An 18,070-nucleotide genomic window follows, 5' to 3' on the forward strand; every position below is an offset into this window, starting at 1 on the left:
GCCCATGACCCTTGACCTCGCCGCCTGATCAGGCCCAAATCAACCCGCCCGGAGAACGCCGCCGGAGAATTTCCACCAGATTCGAGACACGACCGATGATTGCGCAGCGGCGCTTACAGTCGGGGCAGAGGAACCACTCGCGCTGCCCGCCGAAGGCAGTCTCGGTCCAAGTCGTCTCAAATCGTGCGCCCTCGAAGAACAGCCCGTGGAGCAGAGGACGCACTTGCTTGGGCACCTTTCGGATGTCTAATCGAATTGCGTAATCACAAATCATTTGGGAACTTTCCCTGCTGTTATGCGCAGGGCGTGAAGTTGACGCCCCGCACTTGCTCCATGGAAGAATGTCGGTCCCTTAATCTTTACGGTTCGATTTCTGGGTCGTGCTGAGCGACTCGCTCCATTTCGACGCGCGCATGATGGTCGAGCTCGGCTTTTGTCATCCGCACCCAGTGGATGGCGCTTACGATGCCCCAGCCACCCTTGCCACGCCCGGGCCTGCGCCATGACGGGTGACGCATCTCCTGGAGAGCGCCTAGGGCCGCCTCAAAGCCGTCGACCTGCGTCTCACTTCCTTTTTCGCCAACTGTGTAGGCGCCGCCGCGCTTAAGACCGGGATGGAAAACAGACCCGTCGCGCGACTGCGGAACAAAGACCGGTTGCGCGTAATCAAGATCATACACTTCACCGTCCCATTCTGGACGCGCGTTTTCCCAGATGGAGGGGAAGAAGGACCGCTTGTCCGCGAGCCAGCTGAGCGCTTCATTGGCAGCGATCTTGCCGTCGATCTTGGTAAAAATCTGCGTCTTTCCTGACAGCATGTTGCGCATCGAGCCCATCGTGACCCCACCAAAGATCGCCAGCGCCTCAGGCTCGACCGGCAAGCCATGATCCAGCGCCCAACGGTTTCTTGCCAGCAGCAAGGTTTCTTCCAGTTGTCGGGGCCTGTCCTCGCCCAGCCACTGTTCAAGCGGGCAGAGGGCGACCAACGCTTCCACCTTATCAATCACTGCACGCAATTGGGTGGCGATGTCGGACGCGCTCTCGTGCTCACGGGCTGCGAGGTCAATGCCATAGCGCGCATAGGCTGATAGAGAATGCAACTGTCCGCCAATCGCCCATTCGCTATAGGCGCTGCTCTCGCCGTCCTCTAGGTCGTCGCGCCACGCGACGGGACCGTTAACTGAAAGAGAACCGATGATGCGTGCCATGCCCTCGTTTACTGCCTTCGGCCCTACAATTTTCTCGAGGAAGTCACCAGCCCGGCGCACAAGGGCAACCAGCGTCACACTGGGATCGTTTTCGTAGTCGAAGAGCTGGTCGAACTCTTTTGCGCGATCGTGGTAGTCCATTTCGGAAGGATGCTTGCTATCCATGTTACTCCTCCATCTTGCGGATTTTGTGAATGATGGATGCCCGAGCTGCATCAATCTTGTCGGGGTTCGTCTTGCTGGACAGCGTCGCACGCGGCTTGCGCCCAAGGAAATAGGCAATGCGTTCTGCGCTGGCACCGCTGGGATGCGGCAGGCCGGACAGGATCCGGGCATGATCGATGCCGGCGCGGTCAGCCGCCAGTTCAAGTGCCGCACTGACCTTTGGTCCGAGAGGGACGAAGATCGCGTGGGGCAGGGCCCGTAGTTCGTCAGCGAGCTGGATGCAAATCTGCTCCCGCAGCGCAGGGATTCGCGTCATGTCTGGGTTGCCGCTATAGTTCTTGCCATCCACAAAGACCGGATAGCGAAGGGCCGAAGTGAAGTGCGCCAGTTCGGAGCGATCCGTCCAGAGTCTGGCTGTGCTATCGAGGCCGATGAGGCGATGCATTCCAATGTCGTCGAGCATGGCGACGAGATTTGACCGCATCGGCCCAGAGAAGCTGGCAAAGACCTTTGCCGCGGTCAACGCTTCATGAGGGGCAACACCAGCACGCAGGTGCTTGTAACATTCCCGCAAAGCGTTGCCCATCTGCTGGCGGCCGGGAGTAATGCCAACGATGGCGATCCGGGCAACCGGGTTAACTTGATCGAAGGGCGCATAGGCGACGTCGATACGCGAAGGCCCATGCTGATCCTGACGCATCAGCAGTTTCGAAGGTTGTTCGATTTCGCGCTCCAATTCGGTGGGCGACATCGCGGTGATGAGTGGAAGGAAGCGGTCTGCGGTTTTGTGGTCCATGGGATCCTCAGTGAAAGATGGGTTTGGATGTGAAAGCGGCGGTGATGATCATCTCACCGTTGGTGACGACATAAACGTGCCGAAAATGGTCCAGCTTGGTGCCGGCCTTAGTTGCTCTGTCCTTCCTGACTTCGCGCAGTCCACGGCGCGAAAGCGCGTGTTTGCGTGCTCCATCGCCTGCATCGCGGCTTTCGCCGTAGGTTAGAATGAGGTCGATCACCTCGATCGGAATGGAACGCTGTGCTGCGCGGTTTGCGGCGTGGCGGGTGAGTTTGTGGGGGAGCTGAGCCATGATACGCCTTCAATGATTTCATTTTATCATGAAGCTATCTCTAGCGATCAAAATCGAATGCGTCAATCATGATTTCATTTAGTCATAAATAACTTGATGAAATTTATTAAGTCGAACTATTTGACGATCTGCGCGTGGCAATTCTCCACTTGGGAGGGTGAGTTCAGTTCCGCGGTACTGGGTGCCAGACTCTCGATCTGTAGCTGTGCGACCTTGTGGGGCTCGACCGCGTCGGCCCAGTCGCGGGCAGCGACGGCGAGCGCGTGGCATTTGGAAATAGGGGGCTGCGCAGCCTGAGCCTCCAGTTCTTCCAGCCGCTTGACCACTTTTTGTCGAGAATATCGGCGCGGCATTCGGTGATCAGGGTGATGATCAGGCCTTAGGGTGGGCGGTAAAGCAGTCTGAGGTCAGCGCTTATGGGACCGCGTGCGCTTAATCCGACATGAAGGTTTTCCGGCTCATCTTAGTCCCCTTGGGTTTGCATCACCTGCGCCAACTTTTATTGAAGCGTGCGACCTGGTGTGAGCGCGTAGACCTTTTCTATGATTGAGGCAGCGTCGATCCCAAAGTGGCGGTAGAGGTCGCCGATGGTTCCGGTTTGTCCAAAGTGCTCAACCCCCAGCGGGATCGTCTGATGTCCCGAAACAGATCCGAGCCAAGACAGTGTACCGGGATGACCGTCAATAACTGTGACGATACGGCAGAACGCAGGTAAATCCTGCAGGAGCGTCTCTATCTGGGAACGGGCACTTCGCTGGCCGCGCGATCGCGCGCGCTGTGCAGCGGTCCAGCCTGCATTCAGGCGGTCGGCTGAGGTTATTGCGAGAACGCCGACATCACGGCGGTCTTCGCCCAGAATGCCGGCAGCCTTTATCGCTTCAGGCGCGATAGCACCCTGATAAGCGATTGCCACTTCGCAATTAGGCCCCGGTGGGCGTAGCCAATACGCTCCATCTATGACCCCTTGCCGGAATGCTGGGTCGTTGAACCGGCCGGGTTGCTCGATCGGGTTGGTGCTCAGGCGCAAATAGACAGATCCTCCAGTTTCGTCGCGTAGCCAGGTGCGCTCGTCCGAAACTCCTTCGCCGTCGCGCTGCAAGTAGTCGAATGCCCATTCCATGATCGTCGCCAATTCGTCGGCAAAGGCAGGCTCGAAGGCCGCGATGCCGTCCTGACTGATTCCGATGAGGGGTGTGCCGATGGATTGGTGCGCACCGCCCTCGGGGGCCAGTGTTACGCCTGAAGGAGTGCCCACGAGAAGAAAACGTGCATCCTGATAGCAAGCATAGTTCAACGCATCCAGACCTCGGGCAACAAACGGATCGTAAACCGTGCCGATCGGGATCACGCGTTTGCCGAAAAGGCTATGCGACAAGCCGGCGGCGCCGAGAAGCAGCATGAGATTCATTTCGGCGATACCGAGTTCGATATGTTGGCCATCGGGCGTGAATTCCCACTTCGCCGTAGAGGGGATGCGATGTTCGATGAATGCGTCCGCCAGCGCGGTGCGGGCGAAGAGCTTGCGCCGATTGACCCAAGGGCCAAGGCCGGTTGTGCCGGTGACATCGGGCGATATTGTCATTATGCGGTCTGCCAGAGGCCCACCCTCCCTCGCAAGGGTGTCGAGGATCTTGCTGAAGGCGCTCTGTGTCGAAATCGCACGGTCGCTGACAACGTCAATTGCTGGTACGTTTATCCGGGTATCACGGTAACGGCGCGTGCCAGTGGCGAAGAAGGGGACCTTGGACAGAAATCTGCGCAGGCCTTCGGGATCTTCCAGTCTGGCCATCGGTTCCCACTCCTCGCCCTCGGCTACGCCCATGTGGCGCTGCCAACTCGCAAACTGGGTGCGGTTCATAAGCCCGCCATGATTATCTTTGTGCCCGGCGATAGGTGTGCCCCATCCCTTGATCGTGTAGGCGAGAAAGCATGTAGGTCGGTTATGCTCAATCCCTGCGAAGGCCTCCGCCATGGTCTCCACGCAGTTGCCGCCGAGATTCTCCATGAGCTCCGCTAGTTCGGCATCGCTGCGACGTTCCAGCAACGCCGTCAAGTCGGACTGATCACCAAGATCGTCCATCAAACGCTTGCGCCAGACCGCCCCGCCCATGAAGGTCAGCGCCGAATATTCCTGGTTTGGACACGCATTAATCCAGTCGAGTAGTTTATCGCCACCGGGTTCGGCGAACGCGGCGCGCTGTAGAGTACCGTGCTTCACCCGGACGACATCCCAGCCAAAAGCATCGAAAATCTTTTCGATCCGTCCGAACAGCCCCTCGCGCACCACGCCGTCGAGCGACTGGCGGTTGTAGTCGATAATCCACCAGCAGTTTCGCAGATCGTTCTTCCAGCCTTCTTGGAGAGTTTCATAGACGTTGCCTTCATCAAGCTCGGCGTCTCCGACAAGGGCGACCATCCGCCCTATGGGGGCATTCGCACCCCACGGTTTCGCGGCGATATAGTCCTGCACCAGCGAGGCGAAGGAGGTGATGGCCACACCCAGCCCGACCGACCCGGTAGAGAAATCTACGTCGTCGATATCCTTAGTTCGGCTGGGATAGCTTTGTGCTCCGCCCCAGCCGCGGAATTTCTCCAGTTTTTCGCGCGTCTGATTTCCCATAAGGTATTGTATTGCATGAAAAACGGGGCTGGCGTGGGGTTTGACCGCGACCCGATCTTCGGGGCGAAGCGCGGAGAAATATAGCGCGGTCATGATTGATACCATCGAGGCACTGCTAGCTTGATGCCCGCCGACTTTGATACCGTCGATCTTGGGGCGCACGTGGTTGGCGTGGTGGATCATCCAATGAGAGAGCCACAGGAGGCGCTTCTCGATAGTCTTGAGATACTTGATGTCGGCAGTCATGGAGGCATTTCCTTTGTTTTGACCGCGGTTGAGTTCCGCCGCAGTGGGCCTCAAAGTCGGCGAAAACTGCGGCTCGATACGCTGCAAGAGGCTTCGTATTCAATCATCGGCACAACAGGACCACATCGAATATGGATCACGGGACTGTCCAATGCCGGTGAACTTGCGTTCAAGAGTGCCGTCGGTCAGGTCGAACTATTGTCTCCGTCAAAGGCCATCGGGTCCAGGTAGTCACTCATTCCGAGAGATCGGTCTGAGAAGTACTGGAACTCGACAAGAACGCAGCCACCTTCAGACAGGATCGGGCCATGGGGCGTGCCTGGGGGGCGGATCACGTAGGCAGGTGCGGTGACACTTGTGCCGTCAGCCTTAGAAGTCAGCGTGCCTTCGAGCACGAACACTTCTTCCCAGTAGGTATGCACGAACGGCTCGTCCGTTTCTCCACCGGGCGCTACGCGCACGCAGCGGGTACGGTAGCCGGTCCTGTTCGCTTCGTCGAAATTGCCGCTGAGCGGTTTTTGCGCAATGTCGGTGGTGCCCGGAACGGGCTCCCATCCGCTTGTCATATCGAGTTCGAACATTTCTGTGTCTCCCCTGCAATCTGCGTGGACTATTCGGCGGCAGATAGGACGTCCCGAAACGCCGGATCGGCGATGGCGATAAGGCGCCGACGCCGTTCATCTAGCGTCTGGCCACGCAAATCCGCGATTCCGTGTTCCGTGACGACGATCCCGATATCTGCGCGCCCGATCGTGGCTGGGCCCGACAAGCGCGGTACGATACGGCCAAACAGGGTGCCGTCCCGGAGCTGGCCTGTCGAGGTCAACGCAAGGATGGCCTTGCCGCCCTTAGAAGCCTGTGCGCCACGTGAAAAATCTACTGAACCGCCAATCGTTCCCAGATAGCGCCCCCCTGCTGACTCGGTATTGGCCTGACCTGAAAGATCCACCTCGAGCGCAGAGTTGATCGCGGTAAAAGCGGGCAGCCGGGCGATGGTGACGATATTGTGGGTGTGGCTGATTGGCCGCATGGCGACTGCTGTGTTCCCGTCTGCAAACTTAAGCAAATCGTTTGTGCCGAGTAGAGTGCCTGTGACCGAAAGACCTGCATCGACAGGTTTGAGGGAATTGTCGATTGCTCCAGATGCCATAAGCGCCATGCCGGCATCCGACAGAACGCCGCCATGAAGCCCCAGATGCCTGCGATCCATGAGCAGTTCTGCGACGCAATCGGGCGTGGCCCCCAGCCCGAACTGGACTGTTGCGCCGTCGTCGATCAGATCGGCCACATTGCTGGCAATCCTGCGATTAGCGGGCGATGGAGTCTGCGCCATCATAGCAGCGGGCGCGTAATCGGCTTCCACGAATACATCGATTTGCCCCGTATTGATCCGGGCGTCGGTTACGGGTGCCTGTCGATTCACTTCGGCGATTACAAGGCGCGCAGAGCCGACCAGCTCCTTCACGTAATCGCAGCACGACCCAAGGCTGTAGCCACCATCGGGATGCCGAGATACCTGCAACATCAACACGTCGACCCGGCTTTTCAGAACAGGTGTGAGGTGAGAGTAGTGCATCGGTAAAATCTCGAGCTTGCCCGCTGCGGCGAGCCGTGAGTTTCGGCCGGTCCCGCAGAAGGACTGGAAGCGCACGCGGTCGGTATATTCCGGGTTGGCGCTGTCGCTGAGGCTGATGCCGATGAACGCGTTGAACGTGCCGACCTGGTGGCGCTGCGCCATGAGATTGCGGGTCAAAGTCAACGGCTCACCACAGGCCTGTCCCCAGACGACAACGTCGCCGGGGCGGATAAAATCCGAAAAGTTCAGTGCGTCAGCTTCGATTTGCTGGTGCATAGCGACCTCAGGCGCGCTCAAAGATCGCGGCCATACCTTGCCCACCGCCGATGCACATTGTTTCCAACCCGTAGCGGGCATCGCGACGCGCCATCTCATGCAAAAGCGTGGTCATGATCCGGACCCCAGTCGCCCCGATAGGATGACCGAGCGAGATTCCTGATCCGTTGACGTTAACCAGCTCGGGATCAACATCACTCCAACATTTCAGAACCGAGAGGACCTGCGCTGCAAAAGCCTCGTTTACTTCAATAAGATCCATTTGGCCGAGCGAAAGACCGGTGCGACTCATCAAACGCTCGGTAGCCGGAACCGGCCCAATGCCCATTTGTGCAGGATCGCAGCCCGCAGCGGACCAACCGACGAGGAAGGCATCAGGTGTCAAGCCGAGCGCCTCAAGCCGGTCTTCCGCAACAACGAGACAGGCCGCGGCGGCATCGTTCTGTTGCGCAGCGTTGCCAGCTGTGACGGTACCGTCCTTTTGTAGTGGACGAAGCTTTGCCAGCCCATCGGCGGTGGTGTCAGGCCGGATGCCTTCATCCCGTTCGAACATGACTGGATCGCCGCGTCGCTGCGGTACAGAGATCGGCACCACCTCGCTTGCCATCCGGCCATCATCCCATGCAGCCGCGGCCTGTTGATGACTGCGTGCGGCAAATGCGTCCGCGGCCTCGCGGGAAATATCGTACTTCTTTGCGAGGGTTTCGGCCGTCTCGATCATGCCTGATATGAAGCCAAAGCGGTGTTCAGGTTGTGACCGTTCGCGCCCGCGGTCAAGCCGGTCGTACAGCGCGGCATTGCCCAGCCGCGTGCCCCAGCGCATGCCGGTGGTGTAGAACTCGATGTTGCTCATGCTCTCGACGCCCCCTGCGAGCACCACATCGCAGGCACCGCTCTGGACCATCATCGCAGCGGTGGCGATGGATTGCAGCCCGCCGCCGCAGCGCCGGTCGAGTTGCATTCCCGGCACTTCGATCGGCAGCCCGGCCTCAAGCGCGATCCAGCGGCCAACACAGGGGGTTTCGGAATTGGCATAGGACTGGGCGAATACCACGTCGTCGATCTGCGCGGGGTCAAGCCCTGTCCGGTCCAGCAGGGCTCGCACTAGAGCCGCGCCGAGATGTTCGACCTGCACGTCCCTGAGCGCGCCACCAAAGCGGCCGACTGGGGTGCGAAGCGGGCTAATGATGGCGGCGCGGCGCATCAAATTGGGTCCCACGCGAAGACATCCGCAGAAACCTCGAGCGGATGAAAACTCGCCTTCAGAGCAGGTATGGCTTGTGCGCCGATCTGTGCGGGGGTCCAGCCCTCAGAATTGTGCACCGAACGTACCGGGCGTGGCTGGCTGATCAGGAATATCTCATTGTTACGCACAGCGAAGATCTGCCCTGAAACGTCGCAGGCGTCCGCTAGCAGGTAAATGGCGAGAGGGGCCACCTTGGCAGGCGTCATCTGCTTGAGGCGGGCGACGCGTTCTTCCTGCTCGGGCGTGTCGATCTTAATCGAGCTGATCATGCGGCTCCACGCGAAGGGCGCGATGCAGTTCGACCGCACGCCAAAGCGCTGCAAGTCGAGTGCGATGGATTTAGATAGCGCTGTAATCCCCAGTTTGGCAGCCGAATAGTTTGCCTGAGCGAGGTTGCCAATCAAACCGGAAGTTGAGGTCATGTGAACCATACTACCCGACCCCTGCGCCTTGAAATGTGGTGCGGCGGCACGGCTGACGTTGAACGTCCCGTAGAGATGGACCTTGAGCACGCTGTCCCATTCTTCGTCGGTCATTTTGTGGAAAAACGTATCGCGCAGGATACCCGCGTTGTTCACGATGCAATCTACACGTCCAAAAGTGTCAATTGCGGTCTTGATGATCCGTTGGGCGGCGTCCGGATCTGTTACGCTGTCGTTGCTGGCCACGGCTCTGCCGCCAGCGTCCATAATCTCTTGTACCACGTTCGCTGCCGGACCATCGTCCTGCCCCTCGCCTTGTAGACTTGCCCCTATATCGTTTACGACCACAAGTGCGCCATGCGCTGCCGCCATAAGTGCGATGTCGCGACCGATGCCGCCGCCCGCGCCAGTGACGACCACGACTTTATCGTCGAGCATTCTATCCTCGTTCATCAAGCTCCTCCTTTCAGGACCTGCCGTGCGATCAGAAGCTGCTGGATCTGGCTAGTGCCCTCGTAAATGCGCAATAGGCGCACATCGCGGTAGAACCGTTCCACCGGGTATTCACTCATGTAGCCGGCCCCGCCATGCACCTGCACTGCGCGGTCGGCGACGCGGCCCACTGCCTCGGTTGCGAAATACTTGGCCGCCGACGCTTCGGTTCGGGCCGCGCCGGTGTCGTCATAGATGCCAGCGGTCTCTTCCACGAGCGCCTTGGAGGCGCGGTATTCCGTGTAACTGTCCGCAATCATCGCTTGAATCAGCTGATATTCGGCAATGGGTTTGCCGAATTGTCGCCGGTTCTTTGCATATTCCACCATTTCCGAAATCAGACGGTCACACATACCGGTTGCCAGTGCGGCGATATGGATGCGGCCCCGGTCGAGCACCCGCATGGCGAGACGAAAACCACGACCGGGGGTCTCGCCTATGATGGCGCTGGCGGGTACGCGAACCCTGTCGAAAACGACGTCGGACGTTGTTGTCCCGCGCTGGCCCATTTTGCGGTCCTTCTTGCCCACAGTCAGGCCGGGAGCATTTGAAGGCACAAGGAAGGCCGAGATCGCGTCGGCCCCCGGTGCTTCGAAATCAGTACGCGCCATGACTGTGAAGAGGCCTGCGCGCTCGGCATTAGTGATATATCGCTTTGTGCCGGAGATGAGATAGTCATCACCGTCGCGCACTGCCTTCGTCTTCAGGTTCGCGGGGTCGGAGCCGGTGTCTGGCTCTGTAAGGGCAAAGGCGGACATCAACTCACCACTGGCGAGCCGGGGCAAGTATTCAGCCTTCTGTGCATCTGTACCTTCGAAGATCAGCCCGCGCGCGCCGATACCAATATTGGGGGCCAGAAGCGACCGAAAGGCAAGCGCGGTATGGCCGAAAATCTGGGCGATCTGCGTTTCCTGCCGCACGTTCAACCCGATGCCGCCATATTCAATCGGGATGGTCAGTCCAAAGAGGCCCAGTTCCCGCATTTCGGCAACGATTTCTTCGGGAACTTCGTCCTCGATTTCGAGCCGCGATTCATTGGGCACGAGCCGTTCGGTCACGAATCGCTGGATCATGTTCCGAAGCTGTTGAAATGTTTCGTCGTCGATTGATTGGCTCATGGGTGTACCTCTGGATTGTTCGTCTCGGTCTCATTCCGCGCAGGATCGGGCGCGGGTGGGCCAAGGCTGCATGTTCCCTCGACGGCACGGTCGCCCGTCTCGGTTTCAACGAAAATGTCGTAGCTACGGGTTTCGGGATCGGTCAGCGTGCCACCCGCCCTAATAGTGCTGCCCACATGGACAGGGCGGATAAAGCGAACGTCGATACGTATCTCGGTAAATATGTTGCCAAAGGTGGCCTGAAGTGCGTCGACGAGCAGGTTAAGTCCCATCGTCCCGTGAATGATCGGCGCACCAAAGACGGTGCCGGCAGCGAAATCTGCATCAACGTGGATCGGGTTGTAATCTGCTGTTAGTGCCGCGTATCGCTCTGTCATCTCGGGTGTGGTGCGCAATTGGCCGAGGTCGAGCGTCTCGGGCAGAACATGATGATCGGATCGGTTGGTCATTGCCTTGTCCTCACCGTGCCCAAATGGAGCGGATCTCGCCGCGCAAAAGGGTCTGGTCGCCCCGGGTGACGGTGACTTCGAATATTACCCAGCCGCGCCCCTTGCGTAACGTCTTGTCCAGGCAGGATGCCGTTATGGTCACCGTATCGCCGAGCTGGATATGTCCTGTGCCGAAAACGAGGCTTTGACCGGCATGTATGTTCCCAGGCGGACGAGGTTGAATCAGCCCAAGATAAGCTTCCATCATGCATGTGACGAGCAACCCTCGCGGTACTGGGCGCGCAGGATCATTTAAATTCCCGCCGCCCCCATAGATCGCGTCCCATTGGGCAAGCCGATTGGCATCGAGGACGATCGACATCTCGCCAAAGGTATGCCCGGGTTGAAAATCGGCATAAGCCCAAGCTTCTGTCACGGCCTCACTCGTCATTATTCTGGCCCCCGGACAGGGGCGGCACTCGGTACGGGAGCGGCGGCGCGGCGGTCCGCTTGACGCAAGCCCTTCGAGACGCCAAAAAGCGTTTCGCTGATCCAGTCGGCCGAGTTGCGGATATCCACGGCAAGACGTTTCAGGTCGCTGCGCTGTAGCTGGCCCGCAATGTTAATTCCGCTTATACCAAGGCGGGTTCGGCCACTCGCATCGGTGACGATAGAAGCGGCAATCTCGACCCCGACAAAAAGCGTTCCAAAATCGAAAGCATACCCGTCGATCGCGGCCTGCTGCACATCCGCGAGATAGCCTTCAAACGTAGGTGGGGCCTGCCACTTCAACCCGTCGAAATTGGCCTTCAGATCGGTGTAGTTTAGATCAGAGAGCGCGGCATAGCATCTCCCGACAGCGCCCACATAGGCCGGCAAACGTGCGCCGAGAGACATATCCACGCGGACGTTACTACCGCTCGCTATGCGGTCTACGAGTACGACTCGTTCTGTCTCTGTAATCTGCCAGAGGCAAATCAGGCTGTTATGTTCAGCGGAAAGTCTGTGAAGCTCTGGTCGGACCAGGTCGACTTGATTGACGCCAAGCAGCGGCACAGAAAACTCCAGCATGCCCACGCCGAGGCGATAGGACTTTGCGGCTTCATCGAACTCCACAAGCCGCTCTGCTGCCAATGTGCGCAGGATGTTGAAGCATGTGCTGACGCTTACATTCGTGGCCCGTGCAACTGTTGCCACTCCCATCGGCTCGCCTGCCTGAGCCAGCACCCGCAAGATCGAACAAGCGTTTGCGACGGCACCAACGATTTTTGGGGCGGGGGCTTGATCGGTGGCCTGACTCATGCTTGAATGGCCTTCATAAAGTTGAGAATTGCATTCACTATAGAAAAATACTAATACAAATTCAACCACTGTGTGAAGTCAAAAACCGAGCAAGATGGGAAAAAGGTTGTGAAAGTCGAAGTAGGCGAAACCACTGCCCGCAAAGCGCCGGAAGTCTCCGGACTGAAGGGGATTCGCGTGCTGGATCTTGGCCGATACATCGCGGCCCCGTACTGCGCCGCACTTTTGGCCGATCAGGGTGCCGAAGTAATTCGGATTGAGCCGCCACAAGGCGCGCCAGACCGTGAAGTTATGCCGATTGGATTGGATGGACGCGGCGCGCTCTACATGCAGGTCAATCGCAACAAAAAGTCATTGGCGATGGATATTGGGACTGATGACGGCCGCGCGGTTTTTGAGCGACTTGTTGCGCAGTCCGACGTTGTTGTTGTCAACTTGCCGCCTGCGGCCCTCAAGCGGGCGCGGCTGGACTATGAAAGCCTTAAGGTGTTGCGCAGCGACATCATCCTGACAACGATCTCGGCGTTGGGGTTCGATGGGGTGGCAAAGGATCGGACTGGATTTGATGGCACAGGGCAGGCGCTGAGCGGGGCGATGTATCTGACGGGCACTGGTGAGCGCCCAATGCGTGCGGCGGTGTCCTATGTCGACTTCAGCACGGCAATGGCGGCCGCCTTTGCAACGGTTTCAGCTCTTTATGAGCGGAGCCGAACCGGACAAGGCCAGCATGTGCAGGCTTCCTTGCTGGGCAGCGCAGTCACGATGACCAACCCGATGCTTATCGAGGAGGCGTCGGGCGCACGGCGGCGCGAGCCACTGCTAAATCGCAGCCCGATTGCAGGGCCATCGGATCTCTTTGAGGTCCGCGACGGTTGGATTATGGTTCAGGTCATCGGTAATGGGATGTTCGCGCGCTGGGCGCAGTTGATAGGGCGTGCGGACCTAATCAACGATCCCCGATTTGCCTCCGATCTGGCGCGCGGCGAGAACGGTTCGGTGTTGAGCGAGATTATGGCCGGCTGGTGCGCCGAACGCACGAAGGACGAGTGCCTAACCGAGCTGGAAAAGTCACGCATCCCCGGTTGCCCTGCGCTTACCCCCGAGGCTGCGCTGAGCGCGCCGGAGATCGCGGGCGGCGGATTTTTCCGCAACGATCCCGTGCCATGCGGCGCCGAGGGCGCGGACGTGTTTTTGCCGGTGGCGAACGGCGCGATTCGCACTGCAGCGGGGATGGAAAACTTTGGAAATGCCGCGCCTCAACTGGGCGCGGATTCTGTCGAGTTGCTGATGCAACTTGGATGCGGAGCTGAGGAGATCCGCAAGCTGACGTCACCACCAATTGGTACGGGTATGACCTAAAAAATGGGCGGCAGAGGTCGTCTAAAATCAGGAGGAGAAAGCTAATGTCTGGATTTAAAACTATGAAAATGGCGACCTTGGGAGTCGCGTTGAGCTTAATGGGCTCTGTCGCGGGCGCACAGGAGATCATCAAGCTTGGCTTGTCCGTGCCGCTGTCTGGCGGCGGGGCGATCTGGGGCAAGGGTTCCGTCTTCATGTGCGAACGTGCAGTCAAAGAAATCAATGAAGCAGGCGGCGTTACCGTGGCAGGTGACACTTACAATTTCCAGTGCGTCGCCTACGACAACAAGTACAATGCGGCCGACGGCACCAAGGTCGCGCAGACTCTGTTGAACCGTGAGGGTATCAAATTCATAGGCGGAAGCCTCGGCACCGCGCCTGTGCAAGCATTGCAATCAATGACCGAACGGCAGGGAGTGTTGCTCTTCACAACGGCTTGGGGCTTTTCGGTAAAAGGGCCACAATTTCCCCTGACCTTCACGCAGATGAACACGCCGTTTGAAATTCTGCCGAACCTCATCCCTTTCATCGCCGAGCAACATCCCGAAGCCAAGACACTGGCGATGCTGAACCCGAACGACGCGTCGGGTCAGGATACGGAGCAGGTCGCAAAAAAAGTGTGGCAGGATACCGGAATAGAGCTTTTGAGCAGCGATTTCTATGAGCGCGGCACGACCGAGTTTCAGCCAATCGCAGCTCGCTTGGCGGCGCTGAACCCCGATATCATCGATCTGGGTGGCTCGCCCCCGGCAGATGCTGGCGCGGTCTTCCGTGAACTGGCCGCGTTGGGCTGGAACGGTGTGAAGGTCGTCGAGGTTGGTACCGGCGCGGACGGTATCAAGGCCACTGGCGGCGAAGCTGTCGAAGGAGTCTATATGGGGGCCGCTGTGTCCTTTTCCGGCGACGAGGTGACGGATCACCAAAACGAGGTGAATGAAGAGGCTCGCGCCGCTATTGGCGAGTCCCTCAACGCGATCCAAATCGGTTTCTACGACTCGGTTTACGCGCTGAAGGCAGCGATGGAAGCATCTGACAGCGTGGAGCCGAAGGAAGTGGCTGCAGTAATGTCCAACGTGACGTTCCGCTCCTTTTATGGCGACGAGATCGGGTTTTATGGCGAGGAAACCTACGGCACCGTTCAACAGATGCGTCTGCCGGTGATCATCACGCAGATTCAGGGGGGCGAACTCGTCGAACTGGGTCGTGTTGTACCGGACGGTAAGTAACTCCCGGTGAGTCTGAACTGAAAAAGGTGCTCCGGCTATGCAAACCGCGATACAACTTACTCTGACGAGTCTGCAGATAGGCGCAGTCTACATCCTATTCTCCCTTGGTCTGACACTGATCTTCGGGGTCATGCGGATCGTGAACTTCGCCCATGGCCATCTCTTTGCCGTGTCGGCTCTCGTAGTAGCTACGACTCTCTCGTGGCTGGCGGGGAAAGGGATACCAATACTGCCCGCCTATCTGCTCGCGGTGCTGGCCGGAGTAGCCGCCTCGGTGGTCCTGGGCTTCATCATCTACGTTTTCGGCTTCAAGTATTTCCAGCGTGACATGGTGGGGTCGTTCATCCTGTCCATCGGGCTGGTTCTCCTACTTGACGGTATCTTTCTCGAAGTGTTTGGCGGTGCCGTGCGCGGGGTGCCCGAAATCCTGCCGGGCAATGTCGATATATTCGGTGCATCTGTAACCAAACAGCGGCTCTTTCTCTGCGCGATGGCGGTGCTGATTACCGCTATCCTCTATTGGGCGCTGACCTATACCAAGCTGGGCAAGGCATTACGCGCCGTTTCCATCGACCATGAGGCGGCTATGTTGCAGGGCGTGCCGTACAGCCGGATGGCAATGGCGGGCTTTATGATTGCGGCCGTTCTTGCCGCGCTCGCCGGAGCGCTAATCGCGCCCATCTCAATTGTGACGCCGGTTATCGGTGCTGACTATCTGATCAAGGGCTTCATCGCGGTGATCATTGGCGGGCTGGGGAGTATCCCTGGTGCCATCCTTGGCGCACTCTTCGTAGCGGTGATCGAAACGGTCGGATCTTTTTACATTGATCCGACATCGGCGACGATCACGATTTTCGTTCTGGTGATCGTCATCCTGTTGGTGCGACCGAAGGGGTTAATGGGACATGGTTGAGATACTCAGACTCCCTTACTGGGTGGCGGGAATCGCAGCAGCACTCGGGCTATCGCTGTTCGTGAGCGACCTGTATGTTGCGAGCGTGGTCAATCTGGTTTCTATTGCAGCGTTGATCGCAGTAAGCCTGCGTTTCGTGATGCTGATCGGAGAGTTGAACTTCGCCACCGCCGCCTTCGTTGGCATTGGCGCATATACGACCGGATCAGTTATAACCATCTTGGATTGGCCGTTTGGCGTGGCGATTATCTTGGGCGGAATTTCCGCTGCAGCTGTCAGCGTCGTGTTCGGCTACATCACCTTGCGCACCAAAGGGCCGTATTTCCTGCTGATTGGATTTGCTTTCACTGAAGCGGTGCGCATCATCTATTCCAAGAGTATGGGGCTGGGCGGCAATTCCGGCATGGTGGGAATATTCCCGCCGATCGCCTTGGATCCGTGGATGCCGACCCTCGTGATGGCAATCTCCGCACTGCTGATTTTCGCGCTTTATGCTGTCGAGAAATCAGATTTTGGCAAGATTTTCACCGCTATTCGCGACAACGAGGATGTGGCACGCACGGTGGGGCTTAACATCCTCTTCGTAAAAGTCACCTGCTTTGCCATCGCATCCTTTGCGGCGGGTGTTGCCGGCAGTCTTCATGCGGTGGTCAACAACGTAATCAGCCCCGGCGACTTTAGTTTCCTGCTGGCAGCCTTCGCGCTGGCCTATGTTAAGGTCGGTGGCGAGGATAACATCGTCGGTCCAATCGTTGGCACGCTCCTGCTCGTTGTGCTGGGTAGCTACGCGCTCGGCCTCGGGGGGCACGAACATATCTTCTACGGTGCGGCGATCGTGCTGGCCGTCCTTTTGATGCCGGAGGGCATCACTGGACTGCTGCGCAAGGCTTTCACGCGGTTCACGGCAAGGGGGCAGCGGCATGCAGACTGAGAATAAGAGCGTCACCAAACCGCTGTTGCAGACCACGGGACTGACCCGGCGCTTCGGCGGGCTGGTCGCGGTGAACGACGTTGACTTCGAGATCCTGCCCGGAGAGATCCTCGGCCTTATCGGTCCGAATGGCGCTGGAAAAAGCACGACTTTTAACTTAATTAGTGGATTTTACAAACCGTCCTCCGGATCGCTTTCAATCTTTGGGCGCGATTGCACCGGCAAGTCGTCCATGGCGATCAGCCGCATGGGCCTTGTGCGCACATTCCAGCACGGCAGCCTGATGCCAAGCATGACCGTCCGCGACAACATCCTCCTAGGGACGTTGCACAGCGTCAGCGGTCGGACCGCCCGCCGGATGCGGGCGCAAGAAACAGCCGAAATGCTTGGGTTGACCACCTTTCTTGATGAACCTGCGGGCACTCTTCCGCACGGGATTCAGCGGCTAGTCTCCATCGGCATTGCCTTTGCTGCGCGGCCTCGGCTGCTCTGCCTTGACGAGCCGTTGACTGGTCTCAATCAGACCGAGGTGACCGAAACGCTTTCGATGCTCGAACGTATCCGCGACAATTTCGACTGCTCCGTGCTGTTGGTGGAGCATAACATGAAGGCGGTGATGAAAGTCTGCGACCGCATCGTTGTGCTGCATCACGGCGAGGTTCTGGCAACGGGGTCGCCAACTGAGATCCGCAGCAATCAGGACGTCATAAACGCATACTTGGGGCACCGTCATGGCAACTGAAGTTCCCCCTCTCCGTGTATCGGGCCTGTCGGTACGCTATGGTGTCGTTCCGGCGATCAACGATGTGTCTATCGAACTGCGCAAAGGCCGCATTCTCACGATTATCGGTGCCAATGGCGCGGGCAAGTCGACACTGATCAAAACGATCTGCGGCCTAGTTAACCCGGTCGCGGGTGAGGTGTATCTCTTTGGCGAGAACGTTGTGGGGCAATCCCCGGACCGGCTGGTGGCCAAAGGGCTCTCGGTCGTGCCTGAGGGAAGGCGGCTGTTTGGCGAGATGACCTTGCTCGAAAATCTCGAGATGGGCGCGTTTTCGCGATCAGATCAAAAGGCGGTGAAACGCAATTTGGAGCATGTGCTCGATCTGTTTCCCGAGCTGCGCGACCGCTTGTCGACGCAGGCCTACACATTCAGCGGCGGACAACAGCAGATGATCGCCGTCGCGCGCGCGTTGATGAGTGACCCTCGTGTGTTACTGCTTGATGAGCCGACTATCGGCCTTGCACCGGCCATCGTGGACAGAATCGCGGAAATCGTGACGACCATCGCTCAAAGTGGCGTCGATGTGCTCCTTGTTGAGCAGAATGCCGAGATCGCGCTGGAGGTCGCTGATTACGGCTACATCCTTGAAGGCGGTTCTATCGTCATGGGCGACAAGGCGCGCGTGCTGGCGCAGAGTCCGGAAGTTCAGCGCGCCTATTTGGGGATCTGA

The 18,070-nt window shown here is 58.5% G+C and carries 18 protein-coding genes; 6 read left to right on the plus strand and 12 right to left on the minus strand.

Translation table 11 applies throughout. The features are described 5' to 3' along the window. Positions 1 to 359: 359 nt before the first annotated feature. From ACSSV8_RS17625 to ACSSV8_RS17680, 12 genes are all read right to left on the minus strand, one after another. Positions 360 to 1,373, minus strand: a complete 1,014-nt coding sequence (locus ACSSV8_RS17625) for a hypothetical protein (RefSeq protein WP_454283315.1) — start codon at positions 1,371 to 1,373, stop codon at positions 360 to 362. Between the two features lies 1 nt (position 1,374). Further along, complete coding sequence (locus ACSSV8_RS17630) at positions 1,375 to 2,169, minus strand: hypothetical protein (protein ID WP_454283316.1); 795 nt, start codon at positions 2,167 to 2,169, stop codon at positions 1,375 to 1,377. A 7-nt stretch (positions 2,170 to 2,176) separates the two neighbouring features. Beyond that, complete coding sequence (locus ACSSV8_RS17635) at positions 2,177 to 2,461, minus strand: hypothetical protein (RefSeq protein WP_454283317.1); 285 nt, start codon at positions 2,459 to 2,461, stop codon at positions 2,177 to 2,179. A 499-nt stretch (positions 2,462 to 2,960) separates the two neighbouring features. Continuing rightward, positions 2,961 to 5,327 (minus strand): transketolase, encoded by a 2,367-nt coding sequence (locus ACSSV8_RS17640; protein ID WP_454283318.1) that lies wholly within the window; start codon positions 5,325 to 5,327, stop codon positions 2,961 to 2,963. 185 nt (positions 5,328 to 5,512) lie between these two features. Then, positions 5,513 to 5,908 (minus strand): cupin domain-containing protein, encoded by a 396-nt coding sequence (locus ACSSV8_RS17645; protein WP_454283319.1) that lies wholly within the window; start codon positions 5,906 to 5,908, stop codon positions 5,513 to 5,515. 29 nt (positions 5,909 to 5,937) lie between these two features. Continuing rightward, a complete protein-coding gene (locus ACSSV8_RS17650) occupies positions 5,938 to 7,179 on the minus strand; it encodes an acetyl-CoA hydrolase/transferase family protein (protein ID WP_454283320.1) in 1,242 nt (413 codons plus the stop codon). Positions 7,180 to 7,186: 7 nt separating this feature from the next. Further along, complete coding sequence (locus ACSSV8_RS17655; RefSeq protein WP_454283321.1) at positions 7,187 to 8,398, minus strand: acetyl-CoA C-acetyltransferase; 1,212 nt, start codon at positions 8,396 to 8,398, stop codon at positions 7,187 to 7,189. Then, positions 8,383 to 9,300, minus strand: coding sequence for an SDR family NAD(P)-dependent oxidoreductase (locus ACSSV8_RS17660; RefSeq protein ID WP_454283322.1), 918 nt, complete (start codon positions 9,298 to 9,300; stop codon positions 8,383 to 8,385). Before ACSSV8_RS17660 ends, ACSSV8_RS17655 begins: the two co-directional genes overlap by 16 nt. Next, complete coding sequence (locus tag ACSSV8_RS17665; protein ID WP_454283323.1) at positions 9,300 to 10,457, minus strand: acyl-CoA dehydrogenase family protein; 1,158 nt, start codon at positions 10,455 to 10,457, stop codon at positions 9,300 to 9,302. The genes ACSSV8_RS17660 and ACSSV8_RS17665 overlap by 1 nt, the downstream gene beginning before the upstream one ends. Continuing rightward, entirely contained in the window at positions 10,454 to 10,906 is a 453-nt protein-coding gene (locus ACSSV8_RS17670) for a MaoC family dehydratase (protein WP_454283324.1), read from the minus strand. The genes ACSSV8_RS17665 and ACSSV8_RS17670 overlap by 4 nt, the downstream gene beginning before the upstream one ends. Positions 10,907 to 10,916: 10 nt before the next feature. After that, a complete protein-coding gene (locus tag ACSSV8_RS17675; RefSeq protein WP_454283325.1) occupies positions 10,917 to 11,336 on the minus strand; it encodes a hypothetical protein in 420 nt (139 codons plus the stop codon). Next, on the minus strand, positions 11,336 to 12,187 hold the full coding sequence (locus ACSSV8_RS17680; protein ID WP_454283326.1) for an IclR family transcriptional regulator: 852 nt from the start codon (positions 12,185 to 12,187) through the stop codon (positions 11,336 to 11,338). The genes ACSSV8_RS17675 and ACSSV8_RS17680 overlap by 1 nt, the downstream gene beginning before the upstream one ends. 72 nt (positions 12,188 to 12,259) lie before the next feature. On the opposite strand from ACSSV8_RS17680, the gene ACSSV8_RS17685 reads away from it, so the two are divergent. From ACSSV8_RS17685 to ACSSV8_RS17710, 6 genes are read left to right on the plus strand one after another with little or no spacing between them, the layout of a single operon-like run. Then, a complete protein-coding gene (locus ACSSV8_RS17685; protein ID WP_454283327.1) occupies positions 12,260 to 13,546 on the plus strand; it encodes a CaiB/BaiF CoA transferase family protein in 1,287 nt (428 codons plus the stop codon). Between the two features lie 44 nt (positions 13,547 to 13,590). Beyond that, positions 13,591 to 14,772 (plus strand): ABC transporter substrate-binding protein, encoded by a 1,182-nt coding sequence (locus tag ACSSV8_RS17690; RefSeq protein WP_454283328.1) that lies wholly within the window; start codon positions 13,591 to 13,593, stop codon positions 14,770 to 14,772. Between the two features lie 37 nt (positions 14,773 to 14,809). Further along, a complete protein-coding gene (locus ACSSV8_RS17695; RefSeq protein ID WP_454283329.1) occupies positions 14,810 to 15,685 on the plus strand; it encodes a branched-chain amino acid ABC transporter permease in 876 nt (291 codons plus the stop codon). Next, positions 15,678 to 16,616 (plus strand): branched-chain amino acid ABC transporter permease, encoded by a 939-nt coding sequence (locus ACSSV8_RS17700; RefSeq protein ID WP_454283330.1) that lies wholly within the window; start codon positions 15,678 to 15,680, stop codon positions 16,614 to 16,616. Before ACSSV8_RS17695 ends, ACSSV8_RS17700 begins: the two co-directional genes overlap by 8 nt. Next, a complete protein-coding gene (locus ACSSV8_RS17705) occupies positions 16,606 to 17,358 on the plus strand; it encodes an ABC transporter ATP-binding protein (RefSeq protein WP_454283331.1) in 753 nt (250 codons plus the stop codon). The genes ACSSV8_RS17700 and ACSSV8_RS17705 overlap by 11 nt, the downstream gene beginning before the upstream one ends. Next, positions 17,348 to 18,070 (plus strand): ABC transporter ATP-binding protein, encoded by a 723-nt coding sequence (locus ACSSV8_RS17710; protein ID WP_454283332.1) that lies wholly within the window; start codon positions 17,348 to 17,350, stop codon positions 18,068 to 18,070. The genes ACSSV8_RS17705 and ACSSV8_RS17710 overlap by 11 nt, the downstream gene beginning before the upstream one ends.

This window comes from Roseovarius sp. MBR-79 (genome assembly GCF_053628555.1).